Genomic DNA, 18,556 nt, shown 5'->3' with positions numbered 1-18,556 from the left:
ATCAGCCCTCACGTGTGTTTTTGGGGTTCATCGACTTGACGTCCAGCACTTCGGGGCTCTGGGCCTCGTGGGGGTGCTCGGCGCCGGCGTAGATGCGCAGGTTGGTCATCTGCTGACGGCTCAGTTTGCCGCCCGGCAGCATACGCTGCACGGCTTTGGTCAGCAGACGCTCGGGGTGGGCACCCTCGAGGATCTGGCCAGCAGTGCGCGACTTGATGCCGCCCGGGTAACCGGTGTGCCAGTAGTGCACTTTGTCGGTGCGCTTCTTGCCGGTCATTTGTACTTTGTCCGCATTGATCACGATGACGTTGTCACCCATGTCCATGTGCGGCGTGAACGAGGCTTTGTGTTTGCCACGAAGACGCATAGCGATAATCGATGCAAGACGACCAAGAACAACGCCTTCGGCGTCGATGATGATCCACTTTTTGTCGATATCTGCAGGCGTTGCAGAGAAGGTTTTCATTGATTCAGCCCTGATTGGGTTTCGGATGGGGTGGTTTTAGTGATTTTGCAGGCCGGGTCAAGCACTGTCTTTCCGCTTTTATACTGTGATAACAATGGGTTGCAAATATGGTATTATTTTACCCCACCCAAAACCACCCCTAGACGCTTAATGTATCGCTCGGATTGTCTAAAAGCGCGATTAGATCCGCCAGAACGCTTCTGAACCGTTCAAGCGGCATTTGCCCATTGACCGAAATACGCACTGCCTGCGGAGACGGTCCGCCCCTAAGCGCAAAATCGTCGCCGGGACGCACGCGAATGCCTTTGGTTTCTGCGACCTGGCAGAAATTCGACACCCGCCACCCCAAGGGCAAGCGAAGCCAGAAGAACGGCACGTCGTGGCTCCACCCAAGATCAAACCGCCCCAACATGTTCACCGCGATCTCAATATATTCCCGGTTCCGACGGCGCATATCCTCGATCGCCTTGGGCAGCTGTGGATGTACGAGCACCTGATAGAGGATCTCGGCCGTTGGAGACGAAATACCGAAGTAGTTCACATCAACGACGCGGCGCAGCTTGCCCGACCAGTTCGCAGGGGTCACGACATACCCTGCCCGCAGCGCCGGAGAGATGGTCTTTGAGAACGAGGAAATGAACCAGGATTGCTCGGGCAACAGAGCGCGATAGCTGGGCGCCTGAGCCGGACCAAGGCGGTAACAATCGTCCTGCACAACATGGAACCCGTGTTTTCGCGCAATCCGCACGACCTCGTGTCGGCGCGCTTCGCTTGTGACACGACAGGTCGGGTTATGGGCTTCGGGCATTGTGAAGAACAGGCTGGCACCACTACCGCGCGCCACATGCTCCAAAGCCAGCGGATCCACGCCTTCGTCATCCATCGGCACGGCAACAACCTTCGCCCCCAGCAATTCGACCGCACGGCGCAATCCGGGATAGGAGTGTTCTTCGACCATGACGACGCGCGGCCCCTCTGACAGCAGGGTCTGCATCGACAGCATGATCGCGTTCTGCCCGCCATTGGTGACCACGATGTCATCCGGGTTGATCCCGCCTCTTTCCTGTTCAGGAATGTGGTTCAGCAAGGCTTCGCGCAAATAGCTTTGCGATCCGTGGAACGGATAGCGCAGCAGCAGCGTGTCAGGCAGATCCGCCGCAGCCCGGATGGCGTCGCGAATGATGTCGACTTGCCCGACATCCGGAAGGCGCGGCGCGAACAGGAAATCCGTCTCGGGCTCGCTGTGCAAGGCATGCGCCTGATGCTTCATATAGCCGTCGCTCAGGGCCGGTTTCGCCTTTGGGCGTGCACTGAGGGGGCGCACAAATGTGCCGCGCCCGATCTCGGCCGAGACCCAGCCCTCCTCTCCCAAGATCGAGTAAGCCCGCGCCACTGTCCCCGGGGTAATCTTCAAATCCCATGCCAACTCGCGCACAGGCGGCAACTTCTCGCCCTCGGGTAAATCGCCAGACTTGATGGCGGCCACCAGACCGTCCACCAAACGGCGATATTTGGGGCCCTGCCCGTCCATAAGCTGCTCTGAAAAAATTGTACCCATAACAATATTCCAATTGTGTGGCATTGATTCGCTTTGTATCAGTACAACATGGCATACACGCCACATTGTATCAATACAATATCTGGAGTTTAAGATGGAACACGGAAACACGTACCGGCATGACCGGCTCGCCTTTCTTGACACGAACCGCCCCCTGCCCGCCCTGGCAGAAGCCGCGCTTGTTGTCGCCGTGACCGTCACCAAATGGCGCATGTCGCGCAATACGCGATGTGCCCTGAGGGATCTACCAGATCACCTCTACAAAGATATTGGCATCACCAAGACCCAAGCACAGATCGAGGCGGAAAAGCCCTTCTGGCGTGGGTAACGCCGAACCGAAACCTTTTCCTGGGCCGGGGCACTCCCCCGGCCATTTTTTATTCAGGCTGGCAGATTTCACCGCGCAAGATCGCCTGCCCGGTTCGCCAAATCAGGCCCGCAACCACCAAAACCAACACGATCAACAAAATAAATCCGATATTGTGATGCGTCCGCGAGCCATCCAGCTGCGCAAAGCGGAAAGATGCAATCGACAGGGCCGCAATCGGAAAGCTAAGCGCCCACCAGCTGAGCGCGAAGGGCAATTTGGCCAGACGCGGCACCTGTGCGATGACGAGTACGGCAAAGATATAGCCCGAATAAATCAGCAACCGCGCGATACCATCCACGTCGCCGGTCATACTGACATAGGCAAGAAACGCGACTGCTGGTGGCGCGATCAGAATGACCATAGTGGGAAACAACCGCGCCACGATCGGGTCGTGGAAGATCAAGCGGTTCATCACCAGCGTTAGAAGAACGATCCAAAAGATCATGCCACCCGAGAAGAACAACCACGACGTCTCGATGTACCCCATGCGCGCACCAAGTACGGGTACAATCACGTTGCCCACCGCCGGGATGAACCATGCGGGCGTCAGATGGCCCACCTGAAAGGACCGATGGCTGATCCATCCCGAGATCACGGCGATCGTCAGCACGCCCTGCCCCGCAACCCCCGCCAGCCAGACATATTCCGCTAGCGTGGTATTGTATGGGAATACCGCCGTCGCCAGCAGCAGAAGCGAGATCGAGATCGTCGGGAAGAAGGCCAGTTTCACCGGATGATGCCATTCCTCTGCCACAGAGGCAGGATGACGCAGCGCCTTGGCGATATAGATCATCGCGATCACGATCATCACCGCCGCGCCAATCAACAGCATCAGCGATGACGCGGGCTCTAAGATCGGCATTGCGGGGGCGCCTGCATGCAGGGCCAAGGTCAGTCCCATCAGCCCCATGACGATGGCAAAAAACGTGACCGGAAAATGCGCCAGACGGCTGAACCCGGCCATTGGGGTGTTCGGATCGGGGGCTTGGGTCGTGTCAATCATAGGCGATATAATCCTCGCGCGACATATTGCAATTTTCTAATGTCGTGCGCCTTTCCCCTGCCCGGGTCAACCCCGTTCCGGCGGGATCGAATAGGTCAAACTGGCGCGGGCCACGGGGCGATCGTCGCCCTCGGAATAAATCAGTACGTCGCCTACGGCCAAGACCTTGCCCAGTTTGTGGATGGTCGCATGGGCCAGAAGATCCGCGCCGGATGCCGGTTTGCGCATGAAATCAATCGAACAGTTGGTGGTGACAGCCAACGCTTTTGGCCCAATCATCGCAAGCACCGCTAGATAGATTGCCACATCCGCCAAGGCGAACATGCTGGGGCCAGACACGGTGCCTCCGGGACGCAGGTGTTTGGTGTCAATCTTCTTGCGTATGATGGCGCGCATCGGCGCGACCTCGGCCACTTCGAAGTCATCTGATACTTGCGGGAACTCGGCATGCAGGAAAGCCTGCAAGTCACGCTGCGTCATTTTCAATTGCATGGTTTCCCCTTCCGTTTCACGCGCCTATCGTGTGACGCGAACCATGGGAGGACAAGATGGCAGACCCAATTCTGATCCGCGAGGACGCAGCGTCAGTTGCGCGATTGACGCTGAACAACCCCGGCGCGCTGAATGCGCTGTCGGATGCGATGCTGGCGGCCTTGAAAGCCGAGCTTGAAGCGCTGGCCAATGACAGCTCGATCCGTGCGGTGGTGATTGCCGGCGCGGGAAAGGTGTTCTGTGCGGGCCATGATCTAAAGGAAATGACCGCTGGCCGCGCCGCCGAAGATGGCGGGCACGCCTATTTCAACGACCTCTTTAGCCGCTGCGCCGAGGTCATGACCCTCATTCCCCGTCTACCCCAACCCGTCATCGCCGAGGTCCACGGCATCGCCACCGCGGCTGGCTGCCAGTTGGCCGCCACCTGCGATATGGCCGTGGCTGCCGAGGGCACGCGCTTTGGCGTAAACGGCGTGAATATTGGTCTCTTCTGCTCGACCCCGATGGTGGCGCTGTCCCGAAATGTCCCGCGCAAAGTCGCGTTCGAGATGCTGACCACGGGCGAGTTCATCGACGCCACCCGCGCCCGCGAAGTGGGATTGGTGAATCGCGTCGTTCCCCATGAAGACCTGTGCGCCGCAACAGACGAACTTGCGGCAACGGTCGCTTCGAAACTGGGGGCCGCCGTGAAGATCGGCAAGTCTGCCTTCTATGATCAGGCCTTGATGGATCTGGAAGAGGCCTATGCCTACACAGGCAGCGTGATGGCGGAAAACATGATGTTACGCGACACGGCCGAGGGCATCCAAGCCTTCATCGAGAAGCGCAATCCGGACTGGTCGCAGGCCGAAGACGCCTAAGGTTGAAACGGCACCACCGTCACATCGCGCCCGTTAAACTGCGCGATGTGGCCGGGGGGCAGACAGACCCAATCATCCTCGTCCCGATCCAAGGGCTCGGACACGACGGCCCAGCCCTGACGGCTTTCTGACCAGCGATAGTAGACGGACGGCGCATATTGATCCGACGCACAGCGCGCGGCCCAGAGGGATGTGCCGTCTGACAATGCCGCCGAGAGGCGCAGATGTGGAGCAGTCCCACTATTGTGCGACAGATCCAAAAGAGCGCGCGTTGCTTGTTCTAACGCGCGCGGGACCGTCGCGCCCCGCGTGATCGCATCCATCATCAGCAGAAACAGCACTTCGCTGTCCGTCGCCCCCTGCCGCTTATGATAAAGCGCGTCCGGGATCAGCATGTCCGCCTGCTTGCGGAACTGGTCAAATCCGCCGATCTGGCCGTTATGCATAAAGCTCCATTGCCTGTAGGCAAAGGGATGGCAGTTGTTCCGACTGGTGGCCGATCCGGTCGAGGCCCGCACATGCGCCAGAAACAGCCGCGATTTCACCTGATGCGCAATGGCCCGCAAGTTTGGGTCGGACCAGGCCGGCAATACATCACGATAAAGCCCCGGCTCGGGGCGCTGGTCATACCACGCCACCCCGAACCCATCAGCGTTGATGGCGGTCTTTGCCTCTTCTGCTTCCTGGCTTTGCTGGATCAGCGAATGGCCGGGCTGAACCACGACCTCTTCCATGAAAATCGGTGCGCCCAGATAGGCTGCCCAACGGCACATGCTGCCCCCTTGCTTTCCAGTTGAGCCCGTCGGGCTTATTGGCCGCGATTATGGGTCTTTGCATAAAGCCGCGCGATGATGCGGCTGCCCGTCTTTTCAAACGCGGCCGGAATGATCGCATGTATAAGGGCAGCACCCGCCGCCAGAAAGAGCCAAAAGCTGAACGTGGCGGCAAATCGGGCGTGCTGGAAATAGGTTTCGTCGACCGACTGTGGGTGCTCGATGAAAATGCGGTTGATCATGGTCTGTCTCCTGTTGCGTGACACCATGATAGGCCTTGTGGCCGTGCAGAGTTCCCAATCTCAGGGCGCTTTCGATTGATTGTGGGAGTTTATCCCACTATACTTAACTTATGCATGACATTGACACAATCGACCGCAAAATCCTGAGCGCCCTGCAACAAGACGCCGACCAAAGCCTCGAGGATCTGGGCGCAAAGGTGGGCCTGTCGCGCAATGCCTGCTGGCGGCGCGTGCGCATCCTTCAGGAAAGCGGGATCATCCGAAAACGTGTGGCCCTTCTGGACCCCCAGAAACTGGGGCTTGGCCTGTCCGTCTTCATTCAGGTCCGCACCTCGAACCACGCCCCCGATTGGCTGGGGAAGTTTTCACGCGCGGTGAAGTTGATGCCTGAAATCCTCGGCGCCTATCGCATGACAGGCGATCTGGATTATCTGATCCATGCGCGGGTGAATGACGTGAAGGATTATGATGCTCTCTATCAGCGTCTGATCGAGAAAGTGGACCTGAGCGATGTCTCCGCCAGCTTCGTCATGGAAGAGTTGAAGGAAACGACAGAACTGTCGCTTTGAGGCCTGACAGCCCCACATCGGCGATCTAGAACGACGCTGAAACAGAAAGTCAAACCATGCCCTATCTGATCCTGATCTTTGCCGTCATCGCCGAAACCATCGGCACCACCGCCCTGCAAGCCAGCCAGCAATTCACGCGGCTTGGACCTTCGGTGACCGTGGTCGTGGCCTATGGGATCAGCTTTTTCCTGTTGGGCTGGGCGCTGAAATACATGGCCGTGGGCGTCGCCTATGCCATCTGGTCGGGGCTTGGGATCGTATTGATCGCGGGTATTGGCTATGCGCTGTTCGGCCAGAAACTGGACCTGCCCGCCATTCTGGGCCTTGCGATGATCCTTGGCGGAATTCTGATCATTCACCTGTTTTCGCAGTCTGCCCAACACTGAACAGGCGAAATACCCGCGCCTGCGCGCATTTCCACTGGCAATCACGTCCTAACCGGGCTATGCGCGCCCTAACTTATCCCTTTTCTTTCGAAGGTGGCCCTTATGGACCTGCGCAATATTGCGATCATCGCACACGTTGACCACGGCAAAACAACCCTTGTTGACGAGCTTCTGAAACAATCCGGCGCGTTCCGGGAAAACCAAGCCGTGGCCGAGCGCGCCATGGACAACGACGCGATTGAACGCGAACGTGGCATCACGATTTTCGCCAAGCCAACTTCGGTCGAATGGAAAAACACCCGGATCAACATCGTGGACACCCCCGGCCACGCCGATTTCGGTGGCGAGGTCGAGCGCATTCTGTCGATGGTCGACGGCGTTGTTCTGCTGGTCGACGCCGCAGAAGGCCCGATGCCGCAAACCAAGTTCGTAACCTCGAAAGCGCTGGCGCTGGGCCTGCGCCCGATCGTGGTCCTGAACAAGGTCGACAAGCCCGACGCCGAGCCCGATCGCGCACTGGACGAATGCTTTGACCTGTTCGCCAGCCTGGAAGCTACCGAAGACCAGCTGGACTTCCCGCACATGTATGCCTCGGGCCGCTCGGGCTGGGCAGATCACGAGCTTGATGGACCGCGCAAAGACCTGCACGCGCTGTTTGACCTGATCGTCAACCACGTCCCCGCCCCCAAGCAGATCGCACATCAGAACGAAGATTTCCGTATGCTGGCCACCACGCTGGGTTCCGACCCGTTCGTGGGTCGTATCCTGACGGGTCGCGTTGAAAGCGGGACGCTGAAAGTCGGCGCTACCGTACAGGCTCTCAGCCGCATCGGTCAAAAAATCGAACAGTTCCGCGTCACCAAGATCCGCGCTTTCCGCGGTCTGGAAGAGGCCGACATCGAAGAAGCGCAGGCCGGTGACATCGTTTCGATCGCGGGCATGGCAAAGGCCACCGTGGCCGACACAATCTGTGCGCTGGCGGTCGATACGCCGCTGGACGCCCAGCCGATTGACCCGCCCACCATCACCGTGACCTTTGGCATCAACGACAGCCCCTTGGCAGGTCGTGACGGCAAGAAAGTCCAGTCGCGCGTCATCCGTGATCGCCTGATGAAGGAAGCGGAATCGAACGTCGCCATTAAGATCGCAGACACTCCCGGTGGCGAGGCCTTCGAGGTTTCGGGCCGTGGTGAACTTCAGATGGGCGTTCTGATCGAAAACATGCGTCGCGAAGGCTTCGAACTGTCGATCTCGCGCCCGCAGGTGATCATGAAGGAAGAAAACGGTGTCCGTATGGAGCCCGTCGAAGAAGCCACGATTGATGTGGATGACGAATATTCCGGCGCCGTGATCGAGAAACTGACCGGTGCGCGCAAAGGCGAGCTGGTCGAGATGAAACCCGCTGGTGCCGGCAAGACTCGCATCATCGCGCATGTTCCATCGCGCGGTTTGATTGGGTATCACGGCGAGTTTCTGACCGACACGCGCGGCACTGGTGTGCTGAACCGCGTATTCCATGGCTGGACCGAGCACAAAGGCTCCATTCCCGGCCGTCGCGCGGGTGTACTGATCTCGATGGAAAACGGCCAGTCGGTCGCCTTCGCACTGTGGAACCTTGAAGATCGTGGCAAGATGTTCATCAGCTCTCAGGTTGATGTCTATCAAGGCATGATCATTGGCGAGCATAGCCGTGAAAACGACCTCGAGGTGAACCCGCTGAAGGGTAAGAAACTGACCAACGTACGTGCCTCGGGCACCGACGAAGCAGTCCGCCTGACCACGCCAGTCACCCTGTCGCTGGAAGAGGCCATCGCCTATATCAACGACGACGAGCTGGTCGAGGTGACTCCCGAGAACGTGCGCCTGCGCAAACGTTATCTGGATCCGCACGAGCGCAAACGCCAAGCACGCGCTGCACAGTAACGTGTTTCACATTTAGGAATAGTTAAGGGGCCGAAAGGCCCCTTTTTCTTTTATATCTGCATGTTAGACGGGTTTATTCATCCACCTCTACGATCAGCAATTCACGCTCGGACGCGTTGCGCGCGTGGCTCAGCGCCTCTTGATATTCGGGCGAATGATAACAAGCCTCGGCTGCTTCGACGCTTTCAAACTTCGCGACGACATTGCGCGGGCGGTCTTTGCCTTCAAGCTGCACATAGCGCCCTCCGCGGGCGATGAACTTGCCGCCATGTTTCGCTACGGCAGGACCAGCAAGCTTGGCGTACTTGCCATAGGCGTCTTCATCCGTGACGGTGACGTGAGCAATCCAAAGGGCGGGCATGGGCAGTTCTCCAGTTATTTGCATTCGACCTTTCTCGTGCAGACAGTGACACGAATGTCCCGAGAATGCGAAGCATGGCAGGGTATTCGTGTCTCGACTTTAAGGTCGAATGCAAAAAAGGCCGCGTATCGGGCAAACGATACGCGGCCTTAATGCTTTTGGAAAGAGCGACTTAGCCCGCGATTGCGGCCTCGGCAGCTGCGATGGCTTCAGCCGCTTTCGAGGCATCCGCACCGCCACCCTGTGCCAGCTCGGGACGGCCACCGCCGCCTTTGCCGCCCAGTTCAGGCACAGCGGCTTTCACCAGATCGACCGCGGACAGTTTGTCGGTCAGATCTGCGGTGACGCCCGCAGCAACAGCCACCTTGCCGTCATTGTCCGAGATGATCAGAACCGCGCCGGATCCCAGCGCATCTTTCTGTTCATTCACAAGCGCTTGCAGGTCTTTTCCGCCCACGCCAGAGATCGACATGGCCAGGAATTTCACACCGTTGATGTCCTTGGCTTCTGCGCCCGCGCCAGCCGCCTTGGCCAGCTCGCGCTTCAGCGCCGAAATCTCGTTCTGTAGCGCCTTGCGTTCGTCCATCAGACCTTTCACACGGTCGACTACCTGTTCAGGCTTGGCTTTCAGCATGCCCTGAAGCTCGGACCCGCGCGCGGCTTCGGCTTCGATATGCGCGACGGCGGCTTTACCGGTCAGCGCCTCGATCCGGCGAATACCCGCGGCCGAGGCCCCTTCTGACAGGATCACACAGATGCCGATATCGCCGGTTTGTTTCACATGGGTACCGCCGCAGAGTTCGAGCGAATAGGTTTCGCCATTCGCACCCTTGCCAGTCGCCGCATGACCCATCGAGACCACGCGCACCTCATCCCCGTATTTCTCGCCAAACAGCGCCTGCGCACCCATGTCACGCGCGTCGTCCGGCGTCATGATCCGGGTCTCAACGGGCGTGTTCTGGCGGATATAGGTGTTCACCTCGCGCGCGATGTTGCCCAGCTCTTGCGGGGTGACGGCCTTGTTGTGGCTGAAGTCAAAGCGCAGACGATCATCCGCATTCAGCGACCCACGCTGTGCGACATGCTCTCCCAGCTCGTTGCGCAGCGCCTCGTGCAGCAGGTGCGTAGCCGAGTGGTTGGCGCGAATGGCGGTGCGGCGCAGGTGATCCACGGCCAGTTCCGCGCCCTGCCCTTTGCTGATTTCACCTTCGTCAATCTTGGCCACGTGGATGAACACATCTGCAACCTTCTTGGTGTCGGTCACATGGGCCGAGCCGCTTTCGGTGCGGATCAGGCCAGTATCACCCACCTGACCACCGCTCTCGGCGTAGAACGGCGTCTGGTTCACCACGATCTGCACCTCGTCACCGGCCTTCGCGCTGTCGACGGGTTTGCCGTCTTGTACCAGCGCCAGAACCTGTCCCTCGGCGTGTTCGGTGTCATAGCCAAGGAACTCGGTCACGCCGTGCTCTTCGGCCATGTCAAACCAGATGGTCGCATCCGCAGCTTCGCCCGAACCGGACCAAGCGGCACGTGCACGTGCTTTCTGCTCTTCCATCGCGGCGTCAAAACCCGGCTGATCCACACCCAGACCCTTTTCACGCAGCGCATCCTGTGTCAGGTCCAGCGGGAAGCCGTAAGTGTCGTAAAGCTTAAACGCGGTTTCACCCGGCAGGTCCGCACCTTCAGCCAGACCGGACACCTCGTCATCCAGCAGCTTCAGACCGCGATCCAGCGTCTTCTTGAAGCGGGTTTCTTCGTTCAGAAGGGTTTCCTCGATCATCATCTGACCGCGGCTGAGTTCCGGATAGGCCTGACCCATCTGGGCCACCAGCTCTGGCACCAGACGGTGCATGACCGGATCTTTTGCGCCCAGCAGGTGCGCATGGCGCATGGCACGGCGCATGATGCGGCGCAGCACATAGCCACGGCCTTCGTTCGACGGCATCACGCCATCTGCAATCAGGAACGAGGTCGAGCGCAGGTGATCCGCGATCACGCGGTGATGCACGTTGTTGTCGCCATATGGATCCACGCCCGTCGCATGGGCAGACGCCTCGATCAGCGACTTGAACAGATCGGTGTCATAGTTGTCATGGCTGCCCTGAAGCAGCGCGCCGATACGTTCCAGCCCCATGCCGGTGTCGATCGACTGCATGTCCAGATCAATCATCGAGCCGTCTTCGAACTGCTCGTTTTGCATGAACACGATGTTCCAGATTTCGATGAAACGGTCGCCATCTTCCTCGGGCGAACCGGGAGGGCCACCCCAAATGTGCTCGCCGTGATCATAGAAAATCTCGGTACACGGTCCGCAAGGACCAGTCGGCCCCATCTGCCAGAAGTTGTCCGACGTCGCGATACGGATGATCCGATCCTCGGGCACGCCGAGGCTTTTCCAGATATCAAACGCTTCGTCATCCGTGTGATAGACAGTGACGTAAAGGCGCTCTTTCGGGATCCCGAATTCCTTGGTGATCAGGTTCCAGGCAAAGGGAATGGCCTCTTTCTTGAAGTAGTCGCCAAAACTGAAATTCCCCAGCATCTCGAAGAACGTGTGGTGACGCGCTGTATAGCCCACATTGTCCAGATCGTTGTGCTTGCCGCCCGCACGGACACATTTCTGCGCCGTGGTGGCCCGTACATAGTCGCGTTTCTCCACCCCGGTGAAGAGGTTCTTGAACTGCACCATGCCCGAATTCACGAACATCAGCGTCGGATCGTTGCGTGGCACCAGCGGAGAGCTGTCCACGATCGTGTGCCCTTCGCGTTCAAAATAGTTCAGAAAAGTCGAACGGATATCGTTGAGGCTGGCCATTTTGTCTCGTCTCTTAAGCGCTGTCGGTTTCGTTTACCCTTGCGCGCGCGTGCTGTCCACAGCGCGAAGCCCTTCAGGTGGGTTCAAAGAAAAAAGGACCGGCCGGGGCCAGTCCTTTGATCAAATTATCGGGGGATATTAAGCCTCAAGAAGCCCGTCATCATCCTCGCCCTTTTCATGCTCGGGCATATCGAAATCCAGACCATGCGCGGCGCGGATCTTGTCTTCGATTTCCAGCGCGGTGCGTTTGTGTTCGCGCAGGTAGTTCTTGGCGTTCTCACGTCCCTGCCCGATCCGTTCGTCTCCATAGCTGAACCACGAGCCCGATTTCTCGACCACACCGGCCTTTACGCCAAGGTCCAGAAGCTCGCCCATTTTCGAGATGCCTTCGCCATACATGATGTCGAACTCGACCTGTTTGAACGGCGGGGCTACCTTGTTCTTCACGACTTTCACGCGTGTAGCGTTGCCGACCACTTCGTCACGGTCCTTGATCGCGCCGATACGGCGGATGTCCAGACGGACCGAGCTGTAGAATTTCAGCGCATTGCCGCCCGTCGTCGTTTCCGGGCTACCAAACATCACGCCGATTTTCATACGGATCTGGTTGATGAAGATCACCATGCAATTCGAGCGTGCAATCGACGAGGTCAGTTTGCGCATGGCTTGGCTCATCAAGCGGGCCTGAACACCCACACTACTGTCGCCCATATCTCCTTCAAGCTCGGATTTCGGCGTCAGGGCCGCAACCGAGTCGACCACAACCATGTTCACCGCGCCCGAACGGACCAGCGTATCCACGATCTCCAACGCCTGTTCGCCGGTGTCGGGCTGCGAAATCAGCAGCTCGTCCAGATCGACGCCCAGTTTCTTGGCATAAAGCGGATCCAGCGCGTGTTCCGCGTCCACGAACGCACAGACGCCGCCCTTTTTCTGCTCCTCGGCAACACAATGCAGCGTCAGCGTCGTCTTACCCGAGCTTTCCGGGCCATAGATTTCCACGATCCGACCCTTCGGCAGACCACCGATCCCCAGCGCGATATCCAGCCCCAACGATCCGGTCGAGGTCGATTCAATTTCGGCAACCGGATTGTCCGCGCCAAGTTTCATGATCGAGCCCTTGCCGAACTGACGTTCGATCTGGGCCAGCGCGCTATCGAGCGCCTTTTGCTTGTCGCTGTCTTTCTTCATCTGAAAAATATCCGCTGTTGCCATCTCTTGCCCTCACTTATTCCACACCCGCCTGCATGCAGCAATCACAGGATTGTTCCCGTCTTGTTCTCACCCATCTGTATGAGTACAAAAAAAGAACAATTCAAGTAAAGTTTTTGCTAATCGACAGTGTACGAGCAAAGGGTAACCAATTTCTTAACGCCAGATTCACGCGCGTTACAAAGCAGAACAATGCCTATTATAGTGTTATATTACGGTAGGTTATGCCAAGTGCCGATGACGATTTTGGTGATCTGATCCGGGCTATCAGTGTATCTGGTCATTCACGGTTGCAGTCAGATCCGTTAGCGAGAACGGTTTTGGCAGGAAGACCGAGTTTGGGATACGCGCCTGATGATCCGACACCGAATCCTCGGCATAGCCCGACATGAACACCACCTTCGCGTCCGGGCGATCCTTGAGTGCCTTGCTCACCCAAGTTGGGCCGTCCATTCCGGGCATGATCACATCGGTGACAAACACGTCGATCTTTAGCGCGGTATCTTCCAGAACCTGCAAGGCTTGTTCGGCGCAGTCCGCTTCCAAAACCGTGAACCCCCGCATGCGAAGTGCGCGCGAGGCAAAGGCGCGCACGGGCGCTTCATCTTCGACCAACAGGACCACACCACCGGCATCTGCATTTGTTGGCTCAGTTTTTTGGGTAACCGCAGGCGTATCAAGAGACAGCTCTAACACTGCCTGCGGGGCGCCCATATCTTGGATATTATCGTCCACGTCCGCCTCGACGGCATCTTCCGGAAAATCGATCTCTCGACTGACCGGGAAATACAGCGTGAAGGTCGTGCCCTGCCCCGGCAGTGAGTCGACGAAAATGTACCCGCCCATCTGCTTCACGATGCCATAAGCCATCGACAGACCAAGCCCGGTGCCTTTACCGGCTTTTTTGGTGGTAAAAAACGGCTCGAAAATTTTACCGATTTTATCAGCCGGAATACCCGTTCCTTCATCTATCACGCGAATGGCAACGTAGTCCCCAGCAGGAACGCTGGCGCGATCGCGCCGAAGGGCCGTTTCAAGGAAAACATTGCGGGTTTCGACGCGGATCGTTCCACCATTTTGCATCGCATCCCGAGCATTTACCACAAGGTTCATAATCACCTGATCCAGCTGCCGCCGGTCGGCGCGAATGGGCATAAGCTCTGCATCGTGATCCAGTTGGAGCGAGATCTTTTCGCCCACCAAACGGTTCAACAGGTGGGTTAAATCCGCAAGCGACTCGGTCAACAGAAGCTTTTCAGGCCTCAACGTCTGCTTGCGCGAGAATGCCAGAAGCTGCCGAACCAACGCGGCGGCGCGGTTGGCATTCTGAATGATCTGAGACAGGTCGGAATAGGCCGGGTCTTGCTCGTCGCGCCCCATCATCAGAAGGTCGCAATGCCCCGAGATCGCGGTCAGCAAGTTATTGAAATCATGGGCAACACCACCGGCGAGCTGGCCAATCGCCTCCATCTTCTGGCTTTGCACGAACTGGGCTTCCAGCGACTTCAACTCGGTCGCGTCCTGCAGCACAGCCACAAGGGCGGTACTGTTTTCTTCGCTGATTTGAGCCAGCGAAATCTGGATGAAGACATCTTCATCAATGCGTGTTGCACGGACAATTTCAGAGCGGCCAAGATGCCGCCCGGCATGGGCCTCTCGGAGCCATTCAGACACCGGGCGCCCAAGCCCCTCAACTTGATCCGCCATCAAGGACCCAATCGCGTCTTTATCCCCCAGCAGATCACGGGCACGGCGGTTGGCCATGGTGATGCGACCGCCGAGATCGACCTTTAACAAGGGAACCGGCAGCCCATCAATAAACGCCCATTCATCGGTTGAAAGCTCTGGCGCCGAGCTTGGCGGCAGCAGGTAAAGCTCTCGTCGCCCAGCAGAAGTGGGAAGCTCGCATACCAAGGCAGGCACGGGTCCATCACGCCCGGACACCTGCATGATCGTACCCGGCTGCAGTGGAAACTCGGTAAAAATTCGATCCAGCGTGGTTTCGCGCCCGCCCAACAGGTTCCGCGCAGCGTCGTTCATGAACAGGATGGTCCCGGTTTTCGAGGCAGTCATCATCGGAAGGCCAATGTGCTCGCCCCCGCGCGCGCCCGCATCCCGCAAAGAATACTGCTCTATCTTCCATAGAAACCCACCTTCTTCGACAAGGTGGATCTGTATGCGGATCCGCCCGCGCGCTGTATTGACCTCTTCCGTTGCGTTTCCCAACGCCTGCGCACGCCTTTGCAACCCATAAAGAACCGAGGCCGGTGCCGCATAGAAATCCGCCAGTTGCATCGACAGGGCATTGCTGGATGCGCCCTCGAACAGATCTCGTGATGCCGCATTGCGATAGATCACCGCGCCATCGCCATCTGTTAGGAAAGCCGCGGTCTTGTCATTCTCGAACAGGCCCGACAAAGCAGACGCCAACCGCCCCCTGCGCAGTTTCTGCAATAAAGCGAGTCCCCCAATGACCGTAGCCAAGCTGATGAAGGCCATCCCGGTCAGAATCAGACCAAGCCCGACCTTAGGAGACACAACCAACCAAGATGCCCCTAAAAACACGGCGCCAATCAGCATCAATAGCCACGTTCTGGGCGCGAGGCGCAATGCAACAAGAGCAAATGGATGCGAGGTGAAGGCGAGTGAATGCACGATGGTTCCTTCTCAGAAATCCCCTCTTTTCTGAAAGAAGAGGGTTAATGCCCGATTAATGAAGGAAGGTAGACTACCTATGATTGTTTTTTATTTGCCCGAATTGTGCATAAGTTGTGACACGTAAAATCCGTCGCCGCCGTCCAGCGGTGTAAACTGGCGCTCTGACGACATCTTGTAATTATCACAATCACTTAGAAACGCCTGCACCTGATCCTGATTTTCGCTTTTCAGAACCGAACAGGTGGCGTAGGCCATTTGCCCGCCGGGTGTCAGACAGGATGGCATCGCGCGTAGGATGTCCCACTGCGCAGACTGGATCCCGGCGAGTTTTTCAGGCGTCAAAAGCCACTTTCCATGCGGAGCACGCCGCCATGATCCACTGCCAGAACACGGAGCATCGGCTAGCACCAGATCAAACCCGCCAAGGTTTTTCAGGTCTTCGTGCCGGACCCGTTTGATCGAGACACCAGCACGCGCGGCCCGCGCCGGGATGTCTTTCATCCGCTCCCACGACAGGTCATGCGCGGTCACATCCGCCCCCAGTGCGGCCATCGCCAACGCCTTGCCGCCACCGCCAGCACAATAGTCCAGAACCCGCATGCCAGGCTGAATGTTCAAAGCCTCGATCACGGCTTGGGAAGCGGCATCCTGAAGCTCGACATAGCCTTCAAGAAACGCGCGTGAAGTTTTGATTTTGCGGGGATTCTCAATCACTTCAAGTGCCGAGGACGCCAATACGGACGGCCGTGTTTCGATCCCATCTTCCGCCAGGATCGTCGCGGCCCTCTCGCGATCGCATTTCGCCAGATTTGCCCGCACGAACACGGGCGCCCGGTTGCGCAGACTGTCCAGCACGGCGTCTGCATCTGCGCCAAGGCTGCGATCAAACTCTGTCAACAGCCAGTCCGGGCAGTCCAGCGACTGCGCGCGGGTCATATCTGCCGAGACTGACGCTTCGGTGTCACTCAACACAGAAGGTGCGTGGCCTTCTCCGGTGAACAGCTCTTCCGGATCCAGTCCCTGCCCGCGCAGAAGCCCAATCATCACGGCGCGTCCGTCCGTGCCGCCGCCAAGCGCCTGCGCCGACGCCAAGCGGCGCACCGCGTCAAACACGTGATCGCGGATGGCGGCCCGGTCTTTCGAGCCTGCAAAACGGTGGCTGCGTGCCCAGCCGGTCAGGGCTTGCTCGACCGGTGTGCCGGACAGATAGCTGTCCAGCACCTCGATTGCAGCGGCGACGCGTGCGCCGGGTGTCATCGCAGGATCCCTGTCATGGCACTAGCCGATCCGATAGTTCGGGCTCTCGCGCGTGATCTGAACGTCATGCACATGGCTTTCCTTCAGACCTGCGCCAGTGATTTTGACGAACTGGCAGTTCTTGCGCATCTCGTCCACGGTGGCATTGCCGGTATAGCCCATGGCGGCCCGCAGACCGCCCACCAGTTGGTGAATCACGGTGCCTGCGGGGCCTTTATAGGGCACCTGACCTTCGATGCCTTCCGGCACCAGCTTGTCCGAGGCTGCGTCCTTCTGGAAGTAGCGATCCGCCGAACCACGGGCCATCGCACCCAGCGAACCCATACCGCGATAGGCTTTGAACGAACGACCCTGATACAGGATCACCTCGCCCGGGCTTTCATCGGTGCCTGCGATCATGGAACCAACCATGGCACAGCTTGCGCCCGCAGCGATGGCCTTGGCGAAGTCGCCCGAGAACTTGATGCCACCGTCGGCGATGACCGGAATGTCACCAGCCGCTTCGGCACAATCCGAAATCGCGGTCAGCTGCGGGACGCCCACACCGGCGACCATCCGCGTGGTGCAGATCGAGCCGGGGCCAATGCCCACTTTCACCGCGTCCGCACCCGCATCAATCAACGCGCGGGTGGCATCACCCGTGGCCACGTTGCCCGCGATCACCTGAACCGTGCTGGACAGCGCTTTCACACGCTTCACGGCCTCGATCACACCTTCAGAGTGGCCGTGTGCGGTGTCGACAACCACAATGTCTGCACCCGCATCAATCAGCATCTCTGAACGCGCAAACCCGCTGTCCCCAACCGAGCTTGCCGCAGCGACGCGCAGACGGCCCAGATCGTCCTTACAGGCGGTCGGGTTCAACACGGCCTGTTCGGTGTCTTTCAAGGTCAGAAGGCCCGTCAGCTTGCCGTTCGCATCGGTTACCAGAAGCTTCTCGATCCGGCGGGCCTTCATCAGGCTTTTCGCCTCTTCCAGCTCGGCGGGTTCCTGCAACATCGCCAGATTGTCCGCGGTCATCATGACGCTGACCGGCGTATCATCCGAGGTGGCAAAACGCATGTCGCGGTTGGTCACGATGCCCACCACGCGGCCATCCGGGCCAACAACCGGGAAACCGGTGACGCGATAGCGTTCTTGCAGCGCCTTGGCATCTGCCAGCGTCTGATCTGCGGTCAGTGTGATCGGGTTATAGACAATCCCACTTTCAAAACGCTTCACGCGACGTACCTGACGGGCTTGCTCTTCCGCGTCCAGGTTCTTGTGGATCACGCCCATGCCGCCAGCCTGCGCCATCGCAATGGCCATGCGGGCTTCGGTCACTGTATCCATTGCCGAGCTCAAGAGCGGGATATTCAGCGCGATCGAGCGGGTCACATGGGTGGACGTATCCGCAGTCGAGGGCAGCACGTTGCTGGCCGCTGGCACCAGCAGGACATCATCAAAGGTAAGGGCCTCGCGAATCTCCATGAGCGTTCTCCTTGGGAGTTTTCGTTTGGCACGTCCCTATCTCATGGGTTGGGGCATTTGGAAAGGGGCGAGGTGATATTTCTGTCCCTAAAGGACCTGTTTTCTTTGGGAACCGCATTCCGCACCGATTTCCGGGGT

Annotated in this window: 17 protein-coding genes; 5 read left to right on the top strand and 12 right to left on the bottom strand. The window is 58.4% G+C overall.

All coding sequences use genetic code 11. The features are described from left to right. Position 1 precedes the first annotated feature (1 nt). Together rplM and G0Q00_RS01715 are read right to left on the bottom strand one after the other, a co-directional pair. Positions 2-466, bottom strand: coding sequence for a 50S ribosomal protein L13 (gene rplM / locus G0Q00_RS01720; RefSeq protein ID WP_163035792.1), 465 nt, complete (start codon positions 464-466; stop codon positions 2-4). A 139-nt stretch (positions 467-605) separates the two neighbouring features. Then, entirely contained in the window at positions 606-2,024 is a 1,419-nt protein-coding gene (locus G0Q00_RS01715) for a PLP-dependent aminotransferase family protein (RefSeq protein ID WP_163035790.1), read from the bottom strand. Positions 2,025-2,118: 94 nt separating this feature from the next. On the opposite strand from G0Q00_RS01715, the gene G0Q00_RS01710 reads away from it, so the two are divergent. Continuing rightward, a complete protein-coding gene (locus G0Q00_RS01710; RefSeq protein WP_163035788.1) occupies positions 2,119-2,352 on the top strand; it encodes a DUF1127 domain-containing protein in 234 nt (77 codons plus the stop codon). Positions 2,353-2,401: 49 nt separating this feature from the next. Here the strand turns inward: G0Q00_RS01710 and G0Q00_RS01705 are convergent, their stop codons facing one another. After that, positions 2,402-3,397, bottom strand: a complete 996-nt coding sequence (locus tag G0Q00_RS01705; RefSeq protein ID WP_239058298.1) for an SLAC1 anion channel family protein — start codon at positions 3,395-3,397, stop codon at positions 2,402-2,404. A 66-nt stretch (positions 3,398-3,463) separates the two neighbouring features. After that, complete coding sequence (locus tag G0Q00_RS01700; RefSeq protein WP_163035786.1) at positions 3,464-3,889, bottom strand: PaaI family thioesterase; 426 nt, start codon at positions 3,887-3,889, stop codon at positions 3,464-3,466. 56 nt (positions 3,890-3,945) lie between these two features. Here G0Q00_RS01700 and G0Q00_RS01695 point away from each other — a divergent pair, with 56 nt between their 5' ends. Further along, the gene (locus G0Q00_RS01695) at positions 3,946-4,749 is read left to right on the top strand and encodes an enoyl-CoA hydratase (protein ID WP_163035784.1); all 804 of its coding nucleotides are present in this window, start codon (positions 3,946-3,948) and stop codon (positions 4,747-4,749) included. On the opposite strand, the gene G0Q00_RS01690 is transcribed toward G0Q00_RS01695, so the two are convergent. Both G0Q00_RS01690 and G0Q00_RS01685 read right to left on the bottom strand, forming a co-directional pair. Then, entirely contained in the window at positions 4,746-5,522 is a 777-nt protein-coding gene (locus tag G0Q00_RS01690) for a class II glutamine amidotransferase (protein ID WP_163035782.1), read from the bottom strand. The two genes, G0Q00_RS01695 and G0Q00_RS01690, sit on opposite strands and share 4 nt — an antisense overlap. A 35-nt stretch (positions 5,523-5,557) precedes the next feature. Then, the gene (locus G0Q00_RS01685; protein ID WP_203564879.1) at positions 5,558-5,764 is read right to left on the bottom strand and encodes a DUF6356 family protein; all 207 of its coding nucleotides are present in this window, start codon (positions 5,762-5,764) and stop codon (positions 5,558-5,560) included. A gap of 110 nt (positions 5,765-5,874) precedes the next feature. Here G0Q00_RS01685 and G0Q00_RS01680 point away from each other — a divergent pair, with 110 nt between their 5' ends. From G0Q00_RS01680 to typA, 3 genes are all read left to right on the top strand, one after another. After that, positions 5,875-6,333 (top strand): Lrp/AsnC family transcriptional regulator, encoded by a 459-nt coding sequence (locus G0Q00_RS01680; RefSeq protein ID WP_163035778.1) that lies wholly within the window; start codon positions 5,875-5,877, stop codon positions 6,331-6,333. A gap of 56 nt (positions 6,334-6,389) precedes the next feature. Then, a complete protein-coding gene (locus tag G0Q00_RS01675; RefSeq protein ID WP_163035776.1) occupies positions 6,390-6,719 on the top strand; it encodes a multidrug efflux SMR transporter in 330 nt (109 codons plus the stop codon). A 102-nt stretch (positions 6,720-6,821) separates the two neighbouring features. Next, the gene (gene typA, locus G0Q00_RS01670) at positions 6,822-8,642 is read left to right on the top strand and encodes a translational GTPase TypA (RefSeq protein WP_163035774.1); all 1,821 of its coding nucleotides are present in this window, start codon (positions 6,822-6,824) and stop codon (positions 8,640-8,642) included. 73 nt (positions 8,643-8,715) lie between these two features. On the opposite strand, the gene G0Q00_RS01665 is transcribed toward typA, so the two are convergent. The 6 genes from G0Q00_RS01665 to guaB form a co-directional block, all read right to left on the bottom strand. Next, positions 8,716-9,003: a DUF1330 domain-containing protein gene (locus tag G0Q00_RS01665; protein ID WP_163035772.1), complete on the bottom strand. Its 288-nt coding sequence runs from the start codon at positions 9,001-9,003 to the stop codon at positions 8,716-8,718. 172 nt (positions 9,004-9,175) lie between these two features. Next, positions 9,176-11,821 (bottom strand): alanine--tRNA ligase, encoded by a 2,646-nt coding sequence (gene alaS / locus G0Q00_RS01660; protein WP_163035770.1) that lies wholly within the window; start codon positions 11,819-11,821, stop codon positions 9,176-9,178. Between the two features lie 138 nt (positions 11,822-11,959). After that, positions 11,960-13,036: a recombinase RecA gene (gene recA, locus G0Q00_RS01655; protein WP_163035768.1), complete on the bottom strand. Its 1,077-nt coding sequence runs from the start codon at positions 13,034-13,036 to the stop codon at positions 11,960-11,962. A 264-nt stretch (positions 13,037-13,300) separates the two neighbouring features. Next, positions 13,301-15,613 (bottom strand): ATP-binding protein, encoded by a 2,313-nt coding sequence (locus G0Q00_RS01650; protein ID WP_163035766.1) that lies wholly within the window; start codon positions 15,611-15,613, stop codon positions 13,301-13,303. Positions 15,614-15,778: 165 nt separating this feature from the next. Further along, the gene (locus G0Q00_RS01645) at positions 15,779-16,948 is read right to left on the bottom strand and encodes an RsmB/NOP family class I SAM-dependent RNA methyltransferase (protein WP_163035764.1); all 1,170 of its coding nucleotides are present in this window, start codon (positions 16,946-16,948) and stop codon (positions 15,779-15,781) included. A gap of 21 nt (positions 16,949-16,969) precedes the next feature. After that, entirely contained in the window at positions 16,970-18,418 is a 1,449-nt protein-coding gene (guaB, locus tag G0Q00_RS01640; RefSeq protein WP_163035762.1) for an IMP dehydrogenase, read from the bottom strand. Positions 18,419-18,556 lie beyond the last annotated feature (138 nt).

The sequence above is a fragment of the Aliiroseovarius sp. PrR006 genome (genome assembly GCF_010500215.1).
GTDB lineage: Bacteria > Pseudomonadota > Alphaproteobacteria > Rhodobacterales > Rhodobacteraceae > Aliiroseovarius.
Note: the sequence above shows the minus strand (reverse complement) of the source record. Positions and strands in the feature narration are given on the sequence as shown.

Coding starts and splice junctions, on each gene's coding strand:
- rplM (WP_163035792.1), bottom strand. CDS start 466: ATGAAAACCTTCTCTGCAACGCCTGCAGATATCGACAAAAAGTGGATC.
- G0Q00_RS01715 (WP_163035790.1), bottom strand. CDS start 2,024: ATGGGTACAATTTTTTCAGAGCAGCTTATGGACGGGCAGGGCCCCAAA.
- G0Q00_RS01710 (WP_163035788.1), top strand. CDS start 2,119: ATGGAACACGGAAACACGTACCGGCATGACCGGCTCGCCTTTCTTGAC.
- G0Q00_RS01705 (WP_239058298.1), bottom strand. CDS start 3,397: ATGATTGACACGACCCAAGCCCCCGATCCGAACACCCCAATGGCCGGG.
- G0Q00_RS01700 (WP_163035786.1), bottom strand. CDS start 3,889: ATGCAATTGAAAATGACGCAGCGTGACTTGCAGGCTTTCCTGCATGCC.
- G0Q00_RS01695 (WP_163035784.1), top strand. CDS start 3,946: ATGGCAGACCCAATTCTGATCCGCGAGGACGCAGCGTCAGTTGCGCGA.
- G0Q00_RS01690 (WP_163035782.1), bottom strand. CDS start 5,522: ATGTGCCGTTGGGCAGCCTATCTGGGCGCACCGATTTTCATGGAAGAG.
- G0Q00_RS01685 (WP_203564879.1), bottom strand. CDS start 5,764: ATGATCAACCGCATTTTCATCGAGCACCCACAGTCGGTCGACGAAACC.
- G0Q00_RS01680 (WP_163035778.1), top strand. CDS start 5,875: ATGCATGACATTGACACAATCGACCGCAAAATCCTGAGCGCCCTGCAA.
- G0Q00_RS01675 (WP_163035776.1), top strand. CDS start 6,390: ATGCCCTATCTGATCCTGATCTTTGCCGTCATCGCCGAAACCATCGGC.
- typA (WP_163035774.1), top strand. CDS start 6,822: ATGGACCTGCGCAATATTGCGATCATCGCACACGTTGACCACGGCAAA.
- G0Q00_RS01665 (WP_163035772.1), bottom strand. CDS start 9,003: ATGCCCGCCCTTTGGATTGCTCACGTCACCGTCACGGATGAAGACGCC.
- alaS (WP_163035770.1), bottom strand. CDS start 11,821: ATGGCCAGCCTCAACGATATCCGTTCGACTTTTCTGAACTATTTTGAA.
- recA (WP_163035768.1), bottom strand. CDS start 13,036: ATGGCAACAGCGGATATTTTTCAGATGAAGAAAGACAGCGACAAGCAA.
- G0Q00_RS01650 (WP_163035766.1), bottom strand. CDS start 15,613: ATGCTGATTGGCGCCGTGTTTTTAGGGGCATCTTGGTTGGTTGTGTCT.
- G0Q00_RS01645 (WP_163035764.1), bottom strand. CDS start 16,948: ATGACACCCGGCGCACGCGTCGCCGCTGCAATCGAGGTGCTGGACAGC.
- guaB (WP_163035762.1), bottom strand. CDS start 18,418: ATGGAGATTCGCGAGGCCCTTACCTTTGATGATGTCCTGCTGGTGCCA.